Annotated in this window: 17 protein-coding genes; 16 read left to right on the plus strand and 1 reads right to left on the minus strand. The window is 43.4% G+C overall.

The window, feature by feature from the left end; translation table 11 throughout:
* Positions 1 to 7 precede the first annotated feature (7 nt).
* From O3655_RS00150 to O3655_RS00180, 7 genes are all read left to right on the plus strand, one after another.
* The gene (locus tag O3655_RS00150) at positions 8 to 886 is read left to right on the plus strand and encodes a phosphate ABC transporter substrate-binding protein PstS (RefSeq protein ID WP_000746358.1); all 879 of its coding nucleotides are present in this window, start codon (positions 8 to 10) and stop codon (positions 884 to 886) included.
* Positions 886 to 1,803 (plus strand): phosphate ABC transporter permease subunit PstC, encoded by a 918-nt coding sequence (gene pstC / locus O3655_RS00155; protein ID WP_042902107.1) that lies wholly within the window; start codon positions 886 to 888, stop codon positions 1,801 to 1,803. Before O3655_RS00150 ends, pstC begins: the two co-directional genes overlap by 1 nt.
* Positions 1,793 to 2,677: a phosphate ABC transporter permease PstA gene (gene pstA, locus O3655_RS00160; RefSeq protein ID WP_000543050.1), complete on the plus strand. Its 885-nt coding sequence runs from the start codon at positions 1,793 to 1,795 to the stop codon at positions 2,675 to 2,677. Before pstC ends, pstA begins: the two co-directional genes overlap by 11 nt.
* Positions 2,678 to 2,687: 10 nt before the next feature.
* Positions 2,688 to 3,491: a phosphate ABC transporter ATP-binding protein PstB gene (pstB, locus tag O3655_RS00165; protein WP_000049851.1), complete on the plus strand. Its 804-nt coding sequence runs from the start codon at positions 2,688 to 2,690 to the stop codon at positions 3,489 to 3,491.
* 12 nt (positions 3,492 to 3,503) lie between these two features.
* Positions 3,504 to 4,262: a phosphate ABC transporter ATP-binding protein PstB gene (pstB, locus tag O3655_RS00170; protein ID WP_001287329.1), complete on the plus strand. Its 759-nt coding sequence runs from the start codon at positions 3,504 to 3,506 to the stop codon at positions 4,260 to 4,262.
* A gap of 11 nt (positions 4,263 to 4,273) precedes the next feature.
* Entirely contained in the window at positions 4,274 to 4,927 is a 654-nt protein-coding gene (gene phoU / locus O3655_RS00175; protein WP_042902108.1) for a phosphate signaling complex protein PhoU, read from the plus strand.
* A 157-nt stretch (positions 4,928 to 5,084) separates the two neighbouring features.
* Complete coding sequence (locus O3655_RS00180) at positions 5,085 to 5,900, plus strand: ABC transporter substrate-binding protein (protein WP_042768133.1); 816 nt, start codon at positions 5,085 to 5,087, stop codon at positions 5,898 to 5,900.
* 19 nt (positions 5,901 to 5,919) lie between these two features.
* Here O3655_RS00180 and O3655_RS00185 read toward each other — a convergent pair whose 3' ends face one another.
* Complete coding sequence (locus O3655_RS00185) at positions 5,920 to 7,191, minus strand: PLP-dependent aminotransferase family protein (protein ID WP_042902109.1); 1,272 nt, start codon at positions 7,189 to 7,191, stop codon at positions 5,920 to 5,922.
* Positions 7,192 to 7,335: 144 nt separating this feature from the next.
* Here O3655_RS00185 and budA point away from each other — a divergent pair, with 144 nt between their 5' ends.
* The 9 genes from budA (at position 7,336) to alaS (ending at position 17,170) form a co-directional block, all read left to right on the plus strand.
* A complete protein-coding gene (gene budA, locus O3655_RS00190; protein ID WP_000375405.1) occupies positions 7,336 to 8,067 on the plus strand; it encodes an acetolactate decarboxylase in 732 nt (243 codons plus the stop codon).
* Between the two features lie 9 nt (positions 8,068 to 8,076).
* A complete protein-coding gene (locus tag O3655_RS00195; RefSeq protein WP_042902110.1) occupies positions 8,077 to 8,829 on the plus strand; it encodes a YhfC family intramembrane metalloprotease in 753 nt (250 codons plus the stop codon).
* 111 nt (positions 8,830 to 8,940) lie between these two features.
* Complete coding sequence (gene murB / locus O3655_RS00200; protein ID WP_308696945.1) at positions 8,941 to 9,846, plus strand: UDP-N-acetylmuramate dehydrogenase; 906 nt, start codon at positions 8,941 to 8,943, stop codon at positions 9,844 to 9,846.
* Positions 9,847 to 10,005: 159 nt separating this feature from the next.
* Positions 10,006 to 11,163: an ABC transporter ATP-binding protein gene (locus O3655_RS00205; RefSeq protein WP_308696946.1), complete on the plus strand. Its 1,158-nt coding sequence runs from the start codon at positions 10,006 to 10,008 to the stop codon at positions 11,161 to 11,163.
* Entirely contained in the window at positions 11,144 to 11,950 is an 807-nt protein-coding gene (locus O3655_RS00210) for an ABC transporter permease (protein ID WP_000754115.1), read from the plus strand. Before O3655_RS00205 ends, O3655_RS00210 begins: the two co-directional genes overlap by 20 nt.
* On the plus strand, positions 11,947 to 12,720 hold the full coding sequence (locus O3655_RS00215) for an ABC transporter permease (RefSeq protein ID WP_007518333.1): 774 nt from the start codon (positions 11,947 to 11,949) through the stop codon (positions 12,718 to 12,720). The genes O3655_RS00210 and O3655_RS00215 overlap by 4 nt, the downstream gene beginning before the upstream one ends.
* Complete coding sequence (locus O3655_RS00220) at positions 12,717 to 13,787, plus strand: ABC transporter substrate-binding protein (protein ID WP_227231742.1); 1,071 nt, start codon at positions 12,717 to 12,719, stop codon at positions 13,785 to 13,787. The genes O3655_RS00215 and O3655_RS00220 overlap by 4 nt, the downstream gene beginning before the upstream one ends.
* A gap of 257 nt (positions 13,788 to 14,044) precedes the next feature.
* The gene (locus O3655_RS00225; protein ID WP_042902116.1) at positions 14,045 to 14,530 is read left to right on the plus strand and encodes an LURP-one-related/scramblase family protein; all 486 of its coding nucleotides are present in this window, start codon (positions 14,045 to 14,047) and stop codon (positions 14,528 to 14,530) included.
* A gap of 21 nt (positions 14,531 to 14,551) precedes the next feature.
* Positions 14,552 to 17,170: an alanine--tRNA ligase gene (alaS, locus tag O3655_RS00230; RefSeq protein WP_371641073.1), complete on the plus strand. Its 2,619-nt coding sequence runs from the start codon at positions 14,552 to 14,554 to the stop codon at positions 17,168 to 17,170.
* Positions 17,171 to 17,190 lie beyond the last annotated feature (20 nt).

Consider the following 17,190-nt stretch of genomic DNA (forward strand, 5'->3'; position numbering starts at 1 on the left):
AATAACAGTGAAAAAAAGAAAAAAGCTCGTCATGTCTCTTGCAGCTCTTTTGATGGCAGGTTCTCTTGCAGGATGTGCTAGCTGGATTGATCGTGGAGAATCCATGACAGCCGTTGGTTCAACTGCTCTTCAGCCTCTTGTCGAAGCGGCAGCAGATGAATTTGGTTCTAGAAACATCGGAAAAACAGTCAATGTTCAAGGTGGTGGATCGGGTACAGGCCTATCCCAAGTCCAGTCTGGAGCAGTTGACATCGGGAACTCTGACGTCTTTGCAGAGGAAAAAGAAGGAATCGATGCTTCAGCCTTAGTAGACCACAAGGTTGCAGTGGCTGGTCTTGCAGTGATTGTAAACAAGGAAGTGGATGTTGAAAATCTCACAACCGAGCAACTTCGCAAAATCTTTACAGGTGAAGTGACCAACTGGAAAGAAGTTGGGGGCAAGGACTTGGCAATTTCAATCATCAACCGAGCAGCAAGTTCTGGTTCACGAGCGACGTTTGATACGGTCATTATGAATGGCCAATCGGCAATGCAGAGCCAAGAACAGGATTCTAACGGGATGGTCAAGTCCATTGTATCCCAAACGCCTGGAGCCATTTCTTACCTGGCCTTTGCCTATGTAGATGACTCCGTGAAAAGCATGAAACTGAATGGGTATGAACCTACATCTGAGAATGTAACGACCAACAATTGGCCTTTGTGGTCTTATGAACATATGTACACACTTGGTCAGCCAAATGAGTTAGCTGCTGAATTCCTGAATTTCGTCCTCTCAGATGAAGCACAAAATGGAATTGTTAAGGGCATGGGCTATATCTCTATCAATGAAATGAAAGTCCAAAAGGATGCTTCAGGTACCGTTACAGCAGTAGAAGGAGGTCAATAATGAATCAAGAAGAATTATCTAAAAAACTACTCTCTCCTTCAAAGAACTCTCGCCTTGAGAAGTTCGGTAAAGGTTTGACCTTCACCTGCCTTTCTTTGATTGTTATCATTGTGGCCATGATTTTGATTTTTGTAGCCCAAAAAGGCTTATCGACCTTCTTTGTCAATGGGGTCAACATCTTTGATTTCCTCTTTGGACAAACTTGGAATCCTTCAGGAAAACAATTTGGTGCCCTGCCGATGATTTTGGGTTCCTTTATTGTGACGATTTTATCAGCCCTGATCGCAACTCCCTTTGCTATTGGAGCAGCAGTCTTTATGACAGAAGTATCACCAAAGGGTGCAAAAATCTTGCAACCAGCCATTGAACTCCTCGTCGGTATTCCTTCAGTCGTCTATGGATTTATCGGTTTGCAAGTTGTGGTGCCTTTTGTTCGTAGCGTCTTTGGTGGAACTGGTTTTGGGATCTTGTCAGGGATTTTCGTTCTCTTTGTCATGATCCTACCAACTGTAACCTTTATGACAACAGACAGCTTGCGTGCTGTTCCTCGTCATTACCGTGAAGCCAGTTTAGCTATGGGAGCCACTCGTTGGCAAACCATCTGGCGTGTGACCTTGAAAGCAGCACGTTCAGGTATTTTCACTGCAGTGGTCTTTGGGATGGCGCGTGCCTTCGGTGAAGCCCTTGCTATTCAGATGGTTGTCGGAAACTCAGCAGTTGTCCCAACTTCGCTAACAACACCAGCTGCGACCTTGACATCTGTATTGACTATGGGGATCGGAAATACCGTCATGGGAACGGTTGATAATAACGTTCTCTGGTCACTGGCCTTAGTCTTGCTCTTGATGAGTTTGGCCTTTAACAGTGTGATTAAATTGATTACGAAAGAAAGAGGAAAGAAAAACTATGCACGCTAAGAAATTAGATAAACTTGCAACAGCTGTCCTCTATACCATCGCGGGTATCATCGTTGCCATCTTGGCATCCTTGATTCTCTATATCTTGGTGAGAGGGTTACCGCATATCTCTTGGTCCTTCTTGACAGGGAAATCTTCCTCTTATCAAGCAGGTGGGGGTATCGGGATTCAGCTCTACAATTCCTTCTTCCTTTTGGTCATTACCTTGATCATTTCTGTTCCGCTATCTATGGGGGCTGGTGTATTCCTCGCTGAGTATGCCAAAAAAGGACCTGTGACCAATTTTATTCGTACCTGTATTGAGATTTTGTCTTCTCTACCATCAGTCGTTGTGGGTCTCTTTGGTTACTTGATCTTTGTAGTCCAGTTTGAGTATGGATTTTCAATCATTTCAGGTGCCTTGGCCTTGACGGTCTTTAACCTCCCTCAGATGACTCGAAATGTTGAGGACAGTTTAAAACACGTTCACCATACACAACGTGAGGCTGGTCTGGCCCTTGGAATTTCTCGTTGGGAGACTGTAGTTCATGTTGTCATTCCAGAAGCTCTTCCAGGTATCGTAACGGGTGTTGTTTTGGCATCTGGTCGTATCTTTGGTGAGGCCGCCGCTCTTATCTATACTGCAGGACAATCCGCTCCAGCCCTTGACTGGTCTAACTGGAATATCCTCAGTGTTACCAGCCCTATCTCAATCTTCCGACAAGCAGAAACCTTGGCTGTCCACATCTGGAAGGTCAACAGTGAAGGAACCATTCCTGATGCTACCATTGTATCTGCTGGTTCTGCCGCAGTGCTCCTCATCTTTATCTTGATTTTTAACTTTGGGGCACGCAAACTCGGAAGCTATTTACACAAGAAATTAACCGCTGCCTAAAGGAGAAGCCATGTCAAAATATAACTGGGATGAAAAGCATATCATCACTTTCCCTGAAGAAAAAGTGGCCCTCTCTACTAAGGATTTACATGTTTACTACGGTAAAAATGAATCCATCAAGGGCATCGATATGCAATTTGAAAAAAATAAAATTACAGCCTTGATTGGTCCTTCTGGATCAGGAAAATCTACCTATCTTCGCAGTCTCAATCGGATGAATGATACCATTGATATTGCCAAGGTCACAGGTCAAATCCTCTACCGAGGGATTGACGTCAACCGTCCAGAAATCAATGTCTATGAGATGCGAAAGCATATCGGGATGGTCTTCCAACGTCCAAATCCATTTGCTAAATCAATCTACCGTAACATCACCTTTGCACACGAACGTGCAGGTGTTAAGGATAAGAAAGTCCTTGATGAAATTGTAGAAACCTCTCTTCGTCAGGCCGCCCTATGGGATCAGGTCAAAGATGACCTACACAAATCAGCCTTGATGCTTTCTGGTGGTCAGCAACAACGTCTCTGTATCGCTCGCGCCATCTCTGTCAAGCCAGATATCCTCTTGATGGATGAGCCTGCTTCAGCCTTGGATCCGATTGCGACAGCCCAGCTGGAAGAAACCATGTTGGAATTGAAGAAGGACTTTACCATCATCATCGTTACCCACAGTATGCAACAGGCTGCGCGTGCGAGTGACTACACAGGATTTTTCTACTTGGGTGATTTGATTGAGTACGATAAGACCTCCAATATTTTCCAGAATGCTAAGTTACAGTCAACCAATGACTATGTAACGGGACACTTTGGTTAGAAAGGAAACGGTATGTCAGAAGCGATTTTACAGGTGTCAGACCTGTCCGTTTATTACAATAAAAAGAAGGCCTTGAATAGTGTTTCCCTTTCTTTCCAACCTAAGGAAATAACGGCCTTGATTGGTCCTTCTGGATCAGGAAAGTCTACCCTGCTCAAAGCTATCAACCGCATGGGCGATCTAAATCCTGAAGTGACAACAACAGGTTCAGTAGTCTATAATGGTCACAATATATACAGCCCCCGCACCGATACGGTTGAATTGCGTAAGGAAATCGGTATGGTCTTTCAACAGCCCAATCCCTTCCCTATGTCTATCTACGAAAATGTTGTCTATGGGCTGCGTATCAATGGAGTTAAGGACAAGCAAGTTCTAGATGAAGCAGTAGAAAAGGCCTTGCAACGTGCTTCTATCTGGGATGAAGTAAAGGATCGTTTGCATGATTCAGCCATTGGTCTCTCAGGTGGACAACAACAACGTGTTTGTGTTGCTCGTGTCTTAGCAACCAGTCCGAAAATTATCCTCTTAGATGAACCAACTTCAGCTTTGGATCCTATTTCTGCAGGTAAGATTGAGGAAACCTTGTATGGTCTGAAAGATAAATACACCATGCTCTTGGTAACGCGTTCGATGCAACAGGCCTCACGTATCTCTGATAAAACAGGATTTTTCCTAGATGGGGATTTGATCGAGTTTAACGATACGAAGAAGATGTTCCTAGACCCACAAAACAAGGAAACAGAAGATTATATTACAGGAAAATTTGGATAAGGAGTTGAATGATGTTACGATCTCAATTTGAAGAAGATTTGGAGAAATTGCACAACCAGTTCTATGCTATGGGACAAGAAGTGCTCTCGCAGATCAATCGTACAGTGCGTGCCTTTGTTACGCATGACCGTGATTTGGCAAAAGAAGTCATCGAAGACGATGCAGAAGTAAATGAATATGAAGTGAAGTTGGAAAAGAAATCATTTGAAATGATTGCCCTCCAACAACCTGTTTCGCAAGACCTTCGTACCGTCTTGACCGTTCTCAAGGCAGTGTCAGACGTGGAACGCATGGGAGATCATGCTGTGTCTATCGCTGAGGCGACTATTCGTATGAAGGGGGAGCAACGTATCCCTTCTGTTGAAGAAGAAATCAAAAAGATGGGACGCGACGTGAAAAACTTCGTCGAAGCAGCTCTAGATCTTTATCTCAACGGGTCTGTGGATCAAGCCTACGAAGTAGCAACGATGGACGAAAAAATCAACCATTACTTTGACAGCATTCGTGAATTGGCTACAGAAGAAATCAAGAAAAATCCTGAAGCCATTGTTACAGGACGCGATTACTTCCAGGTTATTTCCTTCTTGGAACGTATTGGAGACTACGCAAAAAATATCTGTGAATGGGTTGTTTACTTTGAAACAGGTAAGATTGTCGAACTATAAGAAACGGTTTAAATATACAGAAATAAGGCTGGTTAGAATAAATCAGTCTTCTTTTTTTATGAAAAGAATTGTTTTACAATCAAAATCTCTAAAAAGGTTGACAACTATTTTTAAAAGAGTTATAATTATTCAGAATTAACAGAAAGGTCGTTTATTTATGAAATTCAAGAAATGGATATTAGTTGTGTGTAGCATGCTTGCCAGTGTGGTTCTAGTAGCTTGCCAGTCAGGTACGGATAGTTCCCAGTCTGCTGTGGACGCTATCAAACAAAAAGGAAAGCTAGTCGTTGCGACCAGCCCAGACTATGCGCCGTTTGAATTCCAATCCTTGGTAGATGGTAAAAACCAAGTGGTTGGTGCAGATATTGATATGGCTCAAGCAATTGCAGACGAGCTTGGGGTTAAACTTGAAATCTCTAGCATGAGTTTTGACAATGTCTTGACCAGTCTTCAAACTGGAAAGGCTGACTTGGCCATTGCAGGAATTAGTGCTACAGATGAGAGAAAGGAAGTCTTTGACTTTTCAATCCCTTACTATGAAAATAAGATGAGTTTCTTGGTTAGAAAAGCTGATTTAGACAAATACAAGGATCTTACAAGCCTCGCAAGTGCCAATATCGCAGCTCAAAAGGGAACTGTGCCAGAAACCATGGTCAAGGAACAATTGCCAAATGCCCAGTTGACATCCTTGACCAATATGGGGGAAGCAGTCAATGAATTGCAGGCTGGAAAAGTGGATGCTGTTCATATGGATGAACCAGTTGCTCTTAGCTACGCAGGTAAAAACTCAGACCTTGTCGTTGCATCTGTTAACTTGACAATGAAAGATGGCGAAGCCAATGCCGTTGCTATTAAGAAGAATCAATCAGACTTGAAAGCAGTAGTCGATAAGGTTATCCAAAAACTGAAAGACGACGGAACCTATCAAAACTATCTTGAAAAGGCAGCGAAACTAACAGAAGTTGAGCAATAAGAAAAAGCAGAGTTGGACTTTAATCCAATTCTGCTTTTATGTATTCTAATAGCTCTTCTAGATTTTCAAGAGTGACTTTGGCGAACTGATAAGGACAGGCGTCCAAATAAGCCTTCTCAAAAAAGTCTAATTTGAGTGAGCTGTGTTTCAAACTGGCAATCTTAGGATAGTGTCTCAAATCAAGCAAAAGACCATCGTGTAGAGGATAGTGGGGTAAGGTACAGGTGTTTTTTTCAAGTAGCTCCTTAATCTGAGCCTGATAGTTCTCTTGAAGGCTCAATCGAGCCAGTCGATTTTTTTCAAATAACTGGCTATCGATGTAAAGAGAAAGAGCCTTTTGCATGATGAGATTGCTGTCATAGTCCAAGATATTTTTGTAGGAAACAAAGGCCTCTTTTAGGGCATTTGGAAGAATGAGAGCGGTAATACGAAGGGCTGGAAAGAGACTGGTTGAGAAGGACTTGATATAAATGACCCGATCCTCAGTATCCAGATAGTGGAAGGTTTGTCCCTTTTTAGAGTCTAAGTCACCTAGATAATCATCCTCTACGATGTAAACACCATACTGGTTTGCTAGATCCAGAATAGCCCTTTTTTCCTGATCAGAATAGGAATGACCTAGGGGATAGTGGAAGCGAGGAATAGTGTAGAAAAACTTGATCTTCCTAGATTTGAACTGTTCTTCTAGTTCGTCAAGGTTGATGCCATCAATTCGGCGTTCAATGGTCTGGTATGCTAGCCCCTGAGCGACCAAGAGGCGATTCATCCGGTGGTAGGTCGGTTGTTCGACCAAAATCTCCGCTCCCTTGCTCGGAAAGTCAATCTGAGAAAGGATAAAGAGAGCTTGCTGGGTACCAGATGTTAGAACCAGTTGATCGGGTTTACAGTAGAGAGCTTGGTTGAAAAGAAGTTGATGGACAGATTGTCTTAGTTCCTCAAGGCCTTCTTGGTTGTCATAGTAGTTGAAGAGGTAGTTTTCTCGGCCTATCAGGGTTTCGTTGACGCAGAGTCGGAAGTCGTCATAGGCACTGGCATGTTCGTCAGTGACTTCGATTTCCAAGTCTTGGTGCTGTCCTTGTTCTAGAACATAGTAGCCACTTTGGGGTTTGGCATAGAGGTATTGTTCATGGCGTAATTCCAGCAGGGCTCGTTGGATAGTGTCCTTGCTACAGTGGAAGTCTTGGCTCAGTTGACGGATGGAGGGAAGCCGGCTACCTGTTGGAAATTTTCCTGATTCGATCCCCTTTTTTAGAAAGGAAACGACTACTTGGTATTTACTTTCTTTCTTCATTCCAGACCTCCGTTAATTTTGTTACATTGTACCTTTTTTTTGCCTCCTTTGCAATGGGAAAAGCATTCCCCCTTTCACAACTAGGAGCAAATGTGGTATACTTAGAAAGTATGATGATTCATTGAACAGAAGATAAGAAAGAGAATGGATAGAAAAGTGCAGGAACCGGTAAAATTATTTCAATACAATACTCTAGGTGCCCTAATGGCTGGTCTCTATGGCGGAACCATGACAGTGGGAGAATTGCTAGAACATGGTGATCTTGGTTTGGGGACTTTGGATTCGATTGACGGGGAGTTGATTGTCCTTGATGGCAAGGCTTATCAAGCCAAGGGATCTGGTCAAACACCTGAAATCGTTGAAGTGGCAGCGGATGCCCTTATTCCCTATGCAGCAGTGGTTCCTCATCAGGCAGAAGTGATTTTTCGTCAGCGCTTTGAGATGACGGATAAGGAATTGGAAAAACGAATTGAGTCCTACTATGATGGGGAAAATCTTTTTCGCTCCATCAAGATTCATGGCGAATTTTCACAAATGCATGTGCGGATGATTCCCAAATCCACACCTGATACCAAGTTTGCTGATGTAGCGACTCACCAACCTGAATATAGCCGTGAAAATGTATCGGGAACTATTGTTGGATTTTGGACACCGGAGATTTTCCATGGAGTGAGTGTTGCAGGCTACCATTTGCATTTTATCTCAGATGATTTGACCTTTGGTGGGCATGTGATGGACTTTGTTATCAAAGAAGGAATGATTGAGGTTGGGGCAGTCGACCAGTTGGATCAACGTTTTCCAGTCCAAGATCGCCAGTATTTATTTGCCAAATTTAACGTTGACGAGATGAAGAAAGATATTGATAAGTCAGAATAGGAGAAAAAGATGACAGTACATATTATCCTCACCATGATCGCTTTGGTTCTCATTCTAGTAAGTGGGACTTGGTATGCCAAAAAACGGTTTAAAATCTCTCTTGCAGTGATGGGCTTGGGGGCAATCGCATTTTTTGTTTCTTCTCAAGTGTTAGAGAAGATGGTTCACCTTCTGATACTTCATCCGCAAAAAGATGGAACCATTCCGCTCATGCAAGAGCAGCCTTTCTTATATGTCCTTTATGGGATTGCCATGGCGGCCCTCTTTGAGGAAACGGCTCGTCTTGTCTTTTTTAAATGGTTGGAGAAAAAGAGAAAGCTAGAAGATCGAGATGCTTTGGCTTATGGTTTGGGACATGGGGGCTTGGAGATGCTCTATCTCGGAATGGGAAGCTTGATCAGTTTGTTGATTCTCTTTTCACTCATCCAGTCTTCAAATACTGATGTAGCCAATCTCCTTCCAAAATCTACGCTCGAAACGGTCCAGTCTCTTTCTGTATGGCAGGTTTATTTACTAGGAGTTGAACGTGTGCTTGCTCTGGTTCTCCAAATTGGTCTTTCCATCTGGGTCTATCAAAGTGTTCGTCAAAAGAAATGGATCTACCTCCTTGCTGCCTATGGTTTGCATGCCTTGTTTGACTTGGCTCCAGCCTTATCTCAAGTGGGATGGATTGCAAATCCGCTTCTAGTTGAGTTTATTCTTCTCGTAGAACTTCTAGCCTTTATCTGGCTGACAAAATCTACATTTTGGAAAAAATCATAAAAAGAGGGGTGACCTCTTTTTTTATGTAATGATAAAACAAGCTCTTTTTATGGTCGTCAAATGTCTCTAAAAATGGTATAATGGAATGAATTTTGAAAAAGGAAGAGTGACATGTCAGTAAAAGAAAAAATGCTTGAAATCTTAGAAGGAATCGATATTCGTTTTAAGGAACACTTGAAGACCTATACCTATACAAAGGTAGGAGGTCGAGCGGATTATCTAGTTTTGCCACGCAATCGCTATGAGATGGCCCGTGTTGTCCAATTTGCCAATCAAGAGAATATTCCCTGGATGGTGCTAGGAAATGCTAGTAATATCATCGTTCGTGAAGGTGGAATCCGTGGTTTTGTTATCTTATGCGACAAGCTCAATAACGTTTCGGTTGATGGTTATACCATCGAAGCAGAAGCTGGAGCAAACTTGATCGAAACGACACGTATTGCCCTTCGTCATAGTTTGACTGGTTTTGAGTTTGCTTGTGGGATTCCTGGAAGTATCGGTGGAGCTGTCTTTATGAATGCGGGTGCTTACGGAGGAGAGATTGCTCACATCTTGCAGTCTTGTCAAATTTTGACCAAGAAAGGGGAAATCGAGACCTTGTCAGTCAAGGACTTGGCTTTTGGTTATCGCCATTCAGCTATTCAGGATTCTGGGGCCATTGTCTTGTCAGCTAAATTTGCCCTAGCTCCAGGGAATCATCAGGTTATCAAGCAAGAAATGGACCGCTTGACGCACCTACGTGAACTCAAACAACCTCTAGAATACCCATCTTGTGGTTCAGTCTTTAAGCGTCCAGTTGGGCATTTTGCAGGTCAGTTGATCTCAGAGGCTGGTTTGAAGGGCTACCGTATCGGTGGTGTCGAAGTATCTGAAAAGCATGCCGGTTTCATGATCAATGTTGCTGACGGAACGGCCAAAGACTATGAAGACTTGATCCAATCTGTTATCGAAAAAGTCAAAGAACACTCAGGTGTCACCCTTGAGAGAGAAGTCCGAATCTTGGGTGAGAAAGAATAAGGTTGGGGTAGAAAAGTTGCTGCTATAACCATTGTAAAGGGGGTGAAAGCCTATCGTTAGTGAAGATGTATGTAGGCAGTTCAATCTCCTACACGAGGTAGTAGCGGCCTGACAGAGCCCTGATCTGTTAATTTACGAAGAAGAAGGAATTTAGAGGAATTGAAAAAACCAATTATTGAATTCAAAAACGTCTCTAAAGTTTTTGAAGACAGCAACACCAAGGTTCTCAAAGACATTAACTTTGAGTTGGAAGAAGGGAAGTTCTATACACTACTAGGTGCATCAGGTTCTGGGAAATCAACCATCTTAAACATCATTGCAGGTTTACTAGATGCGACGACAGGGGATATTTTACTGGATGGGGTACGGATTAACGACATCCCAACCAATAAGCGAGACGTCCATACGGTCTTCCAATCCTATGCCTTGTTTCCACATATGAATGTGTTTGAAAATGTTGCCTTTCCTCTCCGCTTGCGTAAAGTCGACAAGAAAGAAATCGAGCAGCGTGTAGCGGAAGTTCTCAAGATGGTCCAGCTGGAAGGTTACGAGAAGCGTTCCATCCGCAAACTCTCTGGAGGACAACGTCAGCGTGTAGCCATTGCCCGTGCCATTATCAACCAACCCCGTGTGGTTTTGTTGGATGAGCCTTTGTCAGCGCTGGACTTGAAATTGCGGACAGACATGCAGTACGAACTGCGTGAACTGCAACAACGATTGGGAATAACCTTTGTCTTTGTCACTCACGATCAGGAAGAAGCTCTGGCTATGAGTGACTGGATTTTCGTTATGAATGATGGCGAGATTGTCCAGTCAGGAACGCCTGTGGATATCTATGATGAGCCGATCAACCATTTTGTTGCGACCTTTATCGGTGAGTCAAATATCTTGCCAGGAACCATGATTGAAGACTACTTGGTCGAGTTTAACGGCAAACGATTTGAAGCGGTCGATGGTGGGATGAAGCCAAACGAACCTGTGGAAGTTGTTATTCGTCCAGAGGACTTGCGCATCACTCTTCCTGAAGAAGGCAAGCTCCAAGTTAAGGTGGATACTCAGCTTTTCCGTGGGGTTCACTACGAGATTATCGCCTATGACGAGCTCGGAAATGAATGGATTATCCACTCGACTCGTAAGGCCATTGTGGGTGAGGAAATCGGTCTGGACTTTGAACCAGAAGACATCCACATCATGCGTCTCAACGAAACCGAAGAAGAGTTCGATGCTCGTATCGAAGAATACGTAGAAATCGAAGAGCAAGAAGCAGGTCTGATTAACGCGATCGAGGAGGAAAGAGATGAAGAAAACAACCTCTAAACTCTTTGTAGTGCCCTACATGCTTTGGATTGCCCTCTTTGTTCTCGCACCCTTGGTCTTGATTTTCGGTCAATCCTTTTTCAACATCGAAGGGCAGTTTAGTTTAGAAAACTATAAATCCTACTTTGCGTCACAAAACTTGACCTATCTTAAAATGAGTTTCAACTCTGTGCTCTATGCTGGGATTGTAACTCTAGTGACACTTCTTATCAGCTATCCAACAGCCCTCTTTTTGACTCGTCTCAAGCACCGTCAACTCTGGCTCATGCTGATTATCTTGCCGACTTGGATTAATCTGCTCCTCAAGGCTTATGCTTTTATCGGGATTTTTGGTCAAAATGGCTCCATTAACCAATTTTTGGAATTTATTGGAATCGGTTCGCAGCAGTTGCTCTTTACCGATTTCTCCTTTATCTTTGTCGCAAGCTACATCGAGCTTCCATTTATGATTTTGCCCATCTTCAATGTCTTGGATGATATGGATAACAATCTTATCAATGCCAGTTATGACCTCGGTGCGACCAAGTGGGAAACTTTCCGCCACGTTATCTTCCCTCTATCAATGAATGGAGTGAGAAGTGGGGTTCAGTCGGTCTTTATCCCCAGCTTGAGTCTCTTCATGCTGACACGTTTGATTGGTGGGAACCGCGTTATCACACTGGGAACGGCTATTGAGCAGAACTTCCTTACAAATGACAACTATGGAATGGGTTCTACCATCGGTGTGATCCTCATCCTGACCATGTTTCTCACCATGTGGGTGACCAAGGAAAGGAGAGAACGATGAAAAAATTTGCTAATCTCTACCTAGCCTTTGTCTTCATCATCCTATATTTGCCAATCTTTTACTTGATTGGCTATGCCTTTAATGCTGGCGATGATATGAACAGCTTTACTGGTTTTAGCTTGAGCCATTTTAAAACCATGTTTGGTGATGGCCGTCTCATGTTGATCCTCACCCAAACCTTTTTCTTGGCCTTTCTAGCTGCCTTGATTGCGACCATTATCGGGACTTTCGGTGCCATTTACATCTACCAGTCTCGTAAGAAATACCAAGAAGCCTTTTTATCACTCAATAATATCCTCATGGTTGCGCCTGACGTTATGATTGGTGCTAGCTTCTTGATTCTCTTTACCCAGCTTAAGTTTTCACTTGGCTTTTTGACAGTTCTATCTAGTCACGTGGCCTTCTCCATCCCAATCGTGGTCTTGATGGTCTTGCCTCGTCTCAAGGAGATGAATGATGATATGATTCACGCGGCTTATGACCTTGGTGCTAGTCAGTTCCAAATGTTCAAGGAAATTATGCTCCCTTATCTGACGCCGTCAATCATTGCGGGTTATTTCATGGCCTTCACCTATTCGCTGGATGACTTTGCCGTGACCTTCTTTGTGACGGGAAATGGCTTTTCAACCCTGTCAGTCGAGATTTACTCTCGTGCTCGTAAAGGGATTTCGCTAGAAATCAATGCCCTGTCTGCCCTCGTCTTTCTCTTTAGTATTATCCTAGTTGTAGGTTATTACTTTATCTCACGTGAGAAGGAGGAGCAAGCATGAAAAAACTCTATTCATTTTTAGTAGGAATTGTAGCGATTATCCTTGTCTTGTGGGGGATTGCTCATCATCTAGACAGTAAAATCAACAGTCGAGATAGTCAAAAACTGGTTATCTACAACTGGGGAGACTACATTGATCCCGAACTTTTGGAGAAATTCACAGAAGAAACAGGCATCCAAGTACAGTATGAGACCTTTGATTCTAACGAAGCCATGTATACCAAGATTAAGCAGGGTGGAACAACCTACGATATTGCCATCCCGAGTGAGTACATGATTAATAAGATGAAGGACGAAGACCTCTTGGTTCCTCTTGATTATTCAAAAATTGAAGGAATCGAAAATATCGGACCTGAGTTCCTCAACCAGTCTTTTGACCCGGGTAATAAATTCTCCATCCCTTATTTCTGGGGGACCTTGGGAATTGTTTACAATGAAACCATGATAGATGAGGCGCCTGAGCATTGGGATGACCTCTGGAAACCAGAATACAAGGATTCTATCATGCTCTTTGATGGGGCGCGTGAGGTGCTGGGACTCGGGCTTAACTCACTCGGTTACAGTCTCAACTCAAAGGATCCTCAGCAGTTGGAAGAAACGGTAGACAAACTCTACAAACTGACTCCAAATATCAAGGCCATTGTGGCGGATGAGATGAAGGGTTACATGATCCAGAACAATGCTGCCATCGGTGTGACCTTTTCTGGGGAAGCCAGCCAGATGTTGGAGAAAAATCCTAATCTCAAGTATGTCGTTCCGACTGAGGCCAGCAATCTCTGGTTTGATAACATGGTTATTCCAAAAACTGTGAAAAACCAAGATGCAGCCTATGCCTTTATCAACTTTATGTTAAAACCCGAAAATGCTCTGAAAAATGCGGAGTATGTAGGCTACTCAACACCAAACCTACCAGCTAAGGAAATGCTCCCAGAGGAGACTCGTGAGGACAAATCCTTCTATCCAGACGCTGATACCATGAAACACCTAGAAGTTTATGAGAAGTTTGACCATAAATGGACAGGAAAATATAGCGACCTCTTCCTACAGTTTAAAATGTATCGGAAGTAGGAGATTTGGTTTATTGTCGGCTTTTCCAGTTGACGCAAGCTTTAAAAAACGATATAATAAGAAAGTTGAGAATTGATTTTCAGTTGTCTTAGTCCAGAGAAATGGCGGTGCTGCGAGCCATCTAAGGTAGGAAATCATGCTACTCAATCATACAATTGCATAAGAATAAGAGAATGACAAGTTCATTGAATGAAGGTGGTACCGCGGTTTTTCGCCCTTCGAGATATGGACTTGTCTTTTAATTTTTGGAGGTGTTTATGAAGACATTTCTCGTGAAACAAAAGTTTCGTCTTGGAGGCGAACGTTTTGATATCAAGGATGAAAGAGGAGTAGTGAACTATCAGGTGGAGGGCTCATTTTTCCAAATTCCTAAGACCTTTACCATCTATGACGCCTATGGTGAGCAAGTCAGTGAAATCAGTAAAGAATTTTTCACTTTGCTTCCTCGCTTTACTATCCAGTTACGAAACGGTTCCAATTTCGTCATTCGTAAGAAGTTGACCTTCTTTCGAGATAAGTATGAGTTTGACAATCTGGGGCTTCGTATCGAGGGCAATATCTGGGATTTGAATTTCAAATTGCTAGATGATCGTGATCAGCTTGTCGCCGAGATTCGGAAAGAGATTTTCCATTTGACCTCAACTTACACCGTAACCGTCTATGAAGACTCTTATGCAGACCTGGTCATTTCCCTCTGTGTCGCGATTGACTATGTGGAAATGCTGGAAAGCCAATCAAATTAAACAAGTAAATAAGGAGATATTATGAAACAACTATCTAGTGCTCAAGTTCGCCAAATGTGGCTTGATTTCTGGGCAAGCAAAGGTCACTCTGTAGAACCATCAGTCAGCTTGGTTCCTGTAAATGACCCAACTCTTTTGTGGATCAACTCTGGGGTAGCAACCCTTAAGAAATACTTTGACGGAACCATTATCCCTGAAAACCCACGTATTACCAATGCGCAAAAAGCTATCCGTACCAATGACATCGAAAATGTCGGAAAAACGGCTCGCCACCATACTATGTTTGAAATGTTGGGGAACTTCTCTATCGGGGATTACTTCCGTGACGAAGCCATCACTTGGGCTTATGAGCTTTTGACCAGCCCAGAATGGTTTGATTTTCCTGCTGAAAAACTGTACATGACCTACTATCCAGACGATAAGGATTCTTATAACCGCTGGATTGAAGTAGGAGTGGACCCAAGCCACTTGATCCCAATCGAAGACAACTTCTGGGAAATCGGTGCTGGACCTTCTGGACCTGATACAGAAATCTTCTTTGACCGTGGAGAAGCATTTGACCCAGAAAATATTGGTCTTCGTCTGCTTGCAGAAGATATCGAAAACGACCGTTACATCGAAATCTGGAATATCGTTTTGTCACAATTTAACGCTGATCCTGCTGTTCCTCGTAGCGAATACAAAGAATTGCCACACAAGAACATTGATACGGGCGCTGGTTTGGAGCGTTTGGTGGCTGTTATCCAAGGGGCTAAGACAAACTTTGAAACGGACCTCTTCATGCCGATTATCCGTGAAGTTGAGAAATTGTCAGGTAAGGTCTACGACCAAGATGGCGATAACATGAGCTTCAAGGTCATCGCTGACCACATCCGTTCCCTTTCATTTGCCATCGGTGATGGTGCTCTTCCAGGAAATGAAGGCCGTGGTTATGTCCTTCGTCGTCTCCTCCGTCGTGCTTCTATGCACGGTCAAAAATTGGGTATCAACGAGCCTTTCCTTTACAAACTCGTTCCAACTGTTGGAAAAATCATGGAAAGCTACTACCCAGAAGTGCTTGAAAAACGTGACTTTATCGAGAAAATTGTCAAGAGCGAGGAAGAGTCATTTGCTCGTACCCTTCACTCAGGTCAACACTTTGCAGAAACTATTGTAGCTGATTTGAAAGCGAAAGGTCAAAACGTTATCGCTGGGCAAGATGTCTTCAAACTTTACGATACATATGGATTCCCAGTTGAATTGACAGAAGAAATCGCTGAAGAAGCAGGGATGACTGTAGACCGTGAAGGTTTTGAAGCAGCCATGAAAGAACAGCAAGAACGTGCGCGTGCGTCAGCTGTCAAAGGCGGCTCAATGGGAATGCAAAATGAAACCCTTCAAAACATTACAGTGGAAAGTGTCTTCAACTACAATGCCAGTCAATTGCCTTCTAAGTTGGTGGCTATCGTGGCTGACAATGCTGAAGTAGAAGCTGTATCTGAAGGAACCGCCTCTCTTATCTTTGCAGAGACTCCATTCTACGCGGAAATGGGTGGACAGGTAGCTGACCACGGTCAAATCTTGGATGCTAAAGGAAATGTCGTAGCTACTGTGACGGATGTGCAAAAAGCTCCAAATGGACAAGCTCTTCATACTGTTGAAGTTCTTGCACCACTTGCTTTGAACCAAGAATACACCTTGGCTATCGATACCAACCGTCGTCATCGTGTCATGAAGAACCACACAGCCACTCACTTGCTCCATGCTGCCCTTCACAATATCCTTGGCCACCATGCGACACAAGCAGGATCTCTGAACGAAGTAGAATTTCTTCGCTTTGACTTTACTCACTTCCAAGCTGTGACTCCTGAAGAGTTGCGCGCCATTGAACAGCAAGTCAATGAGAAGATTTGGGAAGCAATTGCTGTAGAAACAGTTGAGACAGATATTGATACAGCTAAAGAAATGGGTGCTATGGCCCTCTTTGGTGAGAAATACGGTAAGGAAGTTCGCGTTGTGACAATCGGTGACTACTCTATCGAGCTTTGTGGTGGTACCCACGTTGGCAACACTTCTGAGATTGGCCTCTTCAAGATTGTCAAAGAAGAAGGGATTGGTTCAGGAACTCGCCGTATCTTGGCAGTAACTGGTAAGGAAGCCTTTGAAGCCTATCGTGAACAAGAAGACGCTTTGAAAGCCGTCGCAGCAACCTTGAAAGCACCTCAACTCAAGGAAGTTCCTCATAAGGTTGAAGGCCTTCAAGAGCAACTCCGTCAATTGCAAAAAGAAAATGCAGAATTGAAGGAAAAAGCCGCGGCTGCAGCTGCAGGTGATGTCTTCAAGGATGTGAAGGAAGTCAACGGTCACCGTTACATTGCAAGCCAAGTTTCTGTATCCGACGCAGGTGCCCTTCGCACCTTTGCGGATAACTGGAAACAAAAAGACTACTCTGATGTGCTTGTCCTAGTTGCAGCTATCGGTGACAAGGTGAACGTTCTTGTAGCTAGTAAGACAAAAGATGTGCATGCAGGAAACCTTGTCAAAGAATTGGCTCCAATCGTCGATGGACGTGGTGGTGGTAAACCAGACATGGCTATGGCAGGAGGAAGCAACCAAGCGAAAATCCAAGAACTCTTGGATGCAGTAGCAGGTAAATTATAAGACATTAAAGATCTATCCCT

The sequence above is a fragment of the Streptococcus sp. 27098_8_70 genome (assembly GCF_041432215.1).
GTDB classification, from domain to species: Bacteria; Bacillota; Bacilli; order Lactobacillales; family Streptococcaceae; genus Streptococcus; species Streptococcus oralis_CP.

Coding starts and splice junctions, on each gene's coding strand:
- O3655_RS00180 (WP_042768133.1), top strand. CDS start 5,085: ATGAAATTCAAGAAATGGATATTAGTTGTGTGTAGCATGCTTGCCAGT.
- pstC (WP_042902107.1), top strand. CDS start 886: ATGAATCAAGAAGAATTATCTAAAAAACTACTCTCTCCTTCAAAGAAC.
- O3655_RS00215 (WP_007518333.1), top strand. CDS start 11,947: ATGAAAAAATTTGCTAATCTCTACCTAGCCTTTGTCTTCATCATCCTA.
- murB (WP_308696945.1), top strand. CDS start 8,941: ATGTCAGTAAAAGAAAAAATGCTTGAAATCTTAGAAGGAATCGATATT.
- phoU (WP_042902108.1), top strand. CDS start 4,274: ATGTTACGATCTCAATTTGAAGAAGATTTGGAGAAATTGCACAACCAG.
- pstB (WP_000049851.1), top strand. CDS start 2,688: ATGTCAAAATATAACTGGGATGAAAAGCATATCATCACTTTCCCTGAA.
- pstB (WP_001287329.1), top strand. CDS start 3,504: ATGTCAGAAGCGATTTTACAGGTGTCAGACCTGTCCGTTTATTACAAT.
- O3655_RS00210 (WP_000754115.1), top strand. CDS start 11,144: ATGAAGAAAACAACCTCTAAACTCTTTGTAGTGCCCTACATGCTTTGG.
- O3655_RS00225 (WP_042902116.1), top strand. CDS start 14,045: ATGAAGACATTTCTCGTGAAACAAAAGTTTCGTCTTGGAGGCGAACGT.
- O3655_RS00185 (WP_042902109.1), bottom strand. CDS start 7,191: ATGAAGAAAGAAAGTAAATACCAAGTAGTCGTTTCCTTTCTAAAAAAG.
- budA (WP_000375405.1), top strand. CDS start 7,336: ATGGATAGAAAAGTGCAGGAACCGGTAAAATTATTTCAATACAATACT.
- pstA (WP_000543050.1), top strand. CDS start 1,793: ATGCACGCTAAGAAATTAGATAAACTTGCAACAGCTGTCCTCTATACC.
- alaS (WP_371641073.1), top strand. CDS start 14,552: ATGAAACAACTATCTAGTGCTCAAGTTCGCCAAATGTGGCTTGATTTC.
- O3655_RS00220 (WP_227231742.1), top strand. CDS start 12,717: ATGAAAAAACTCTATTCATTTTTAGTAGGAATTGTAGCGATTATCCTT.
- O3655_RS00195 (WP_042902110.1), top strand. CDS start 8,077: ATGACAGTACATATTATCCTCACCATGATCGCTTTGGTTCTCATTCTA.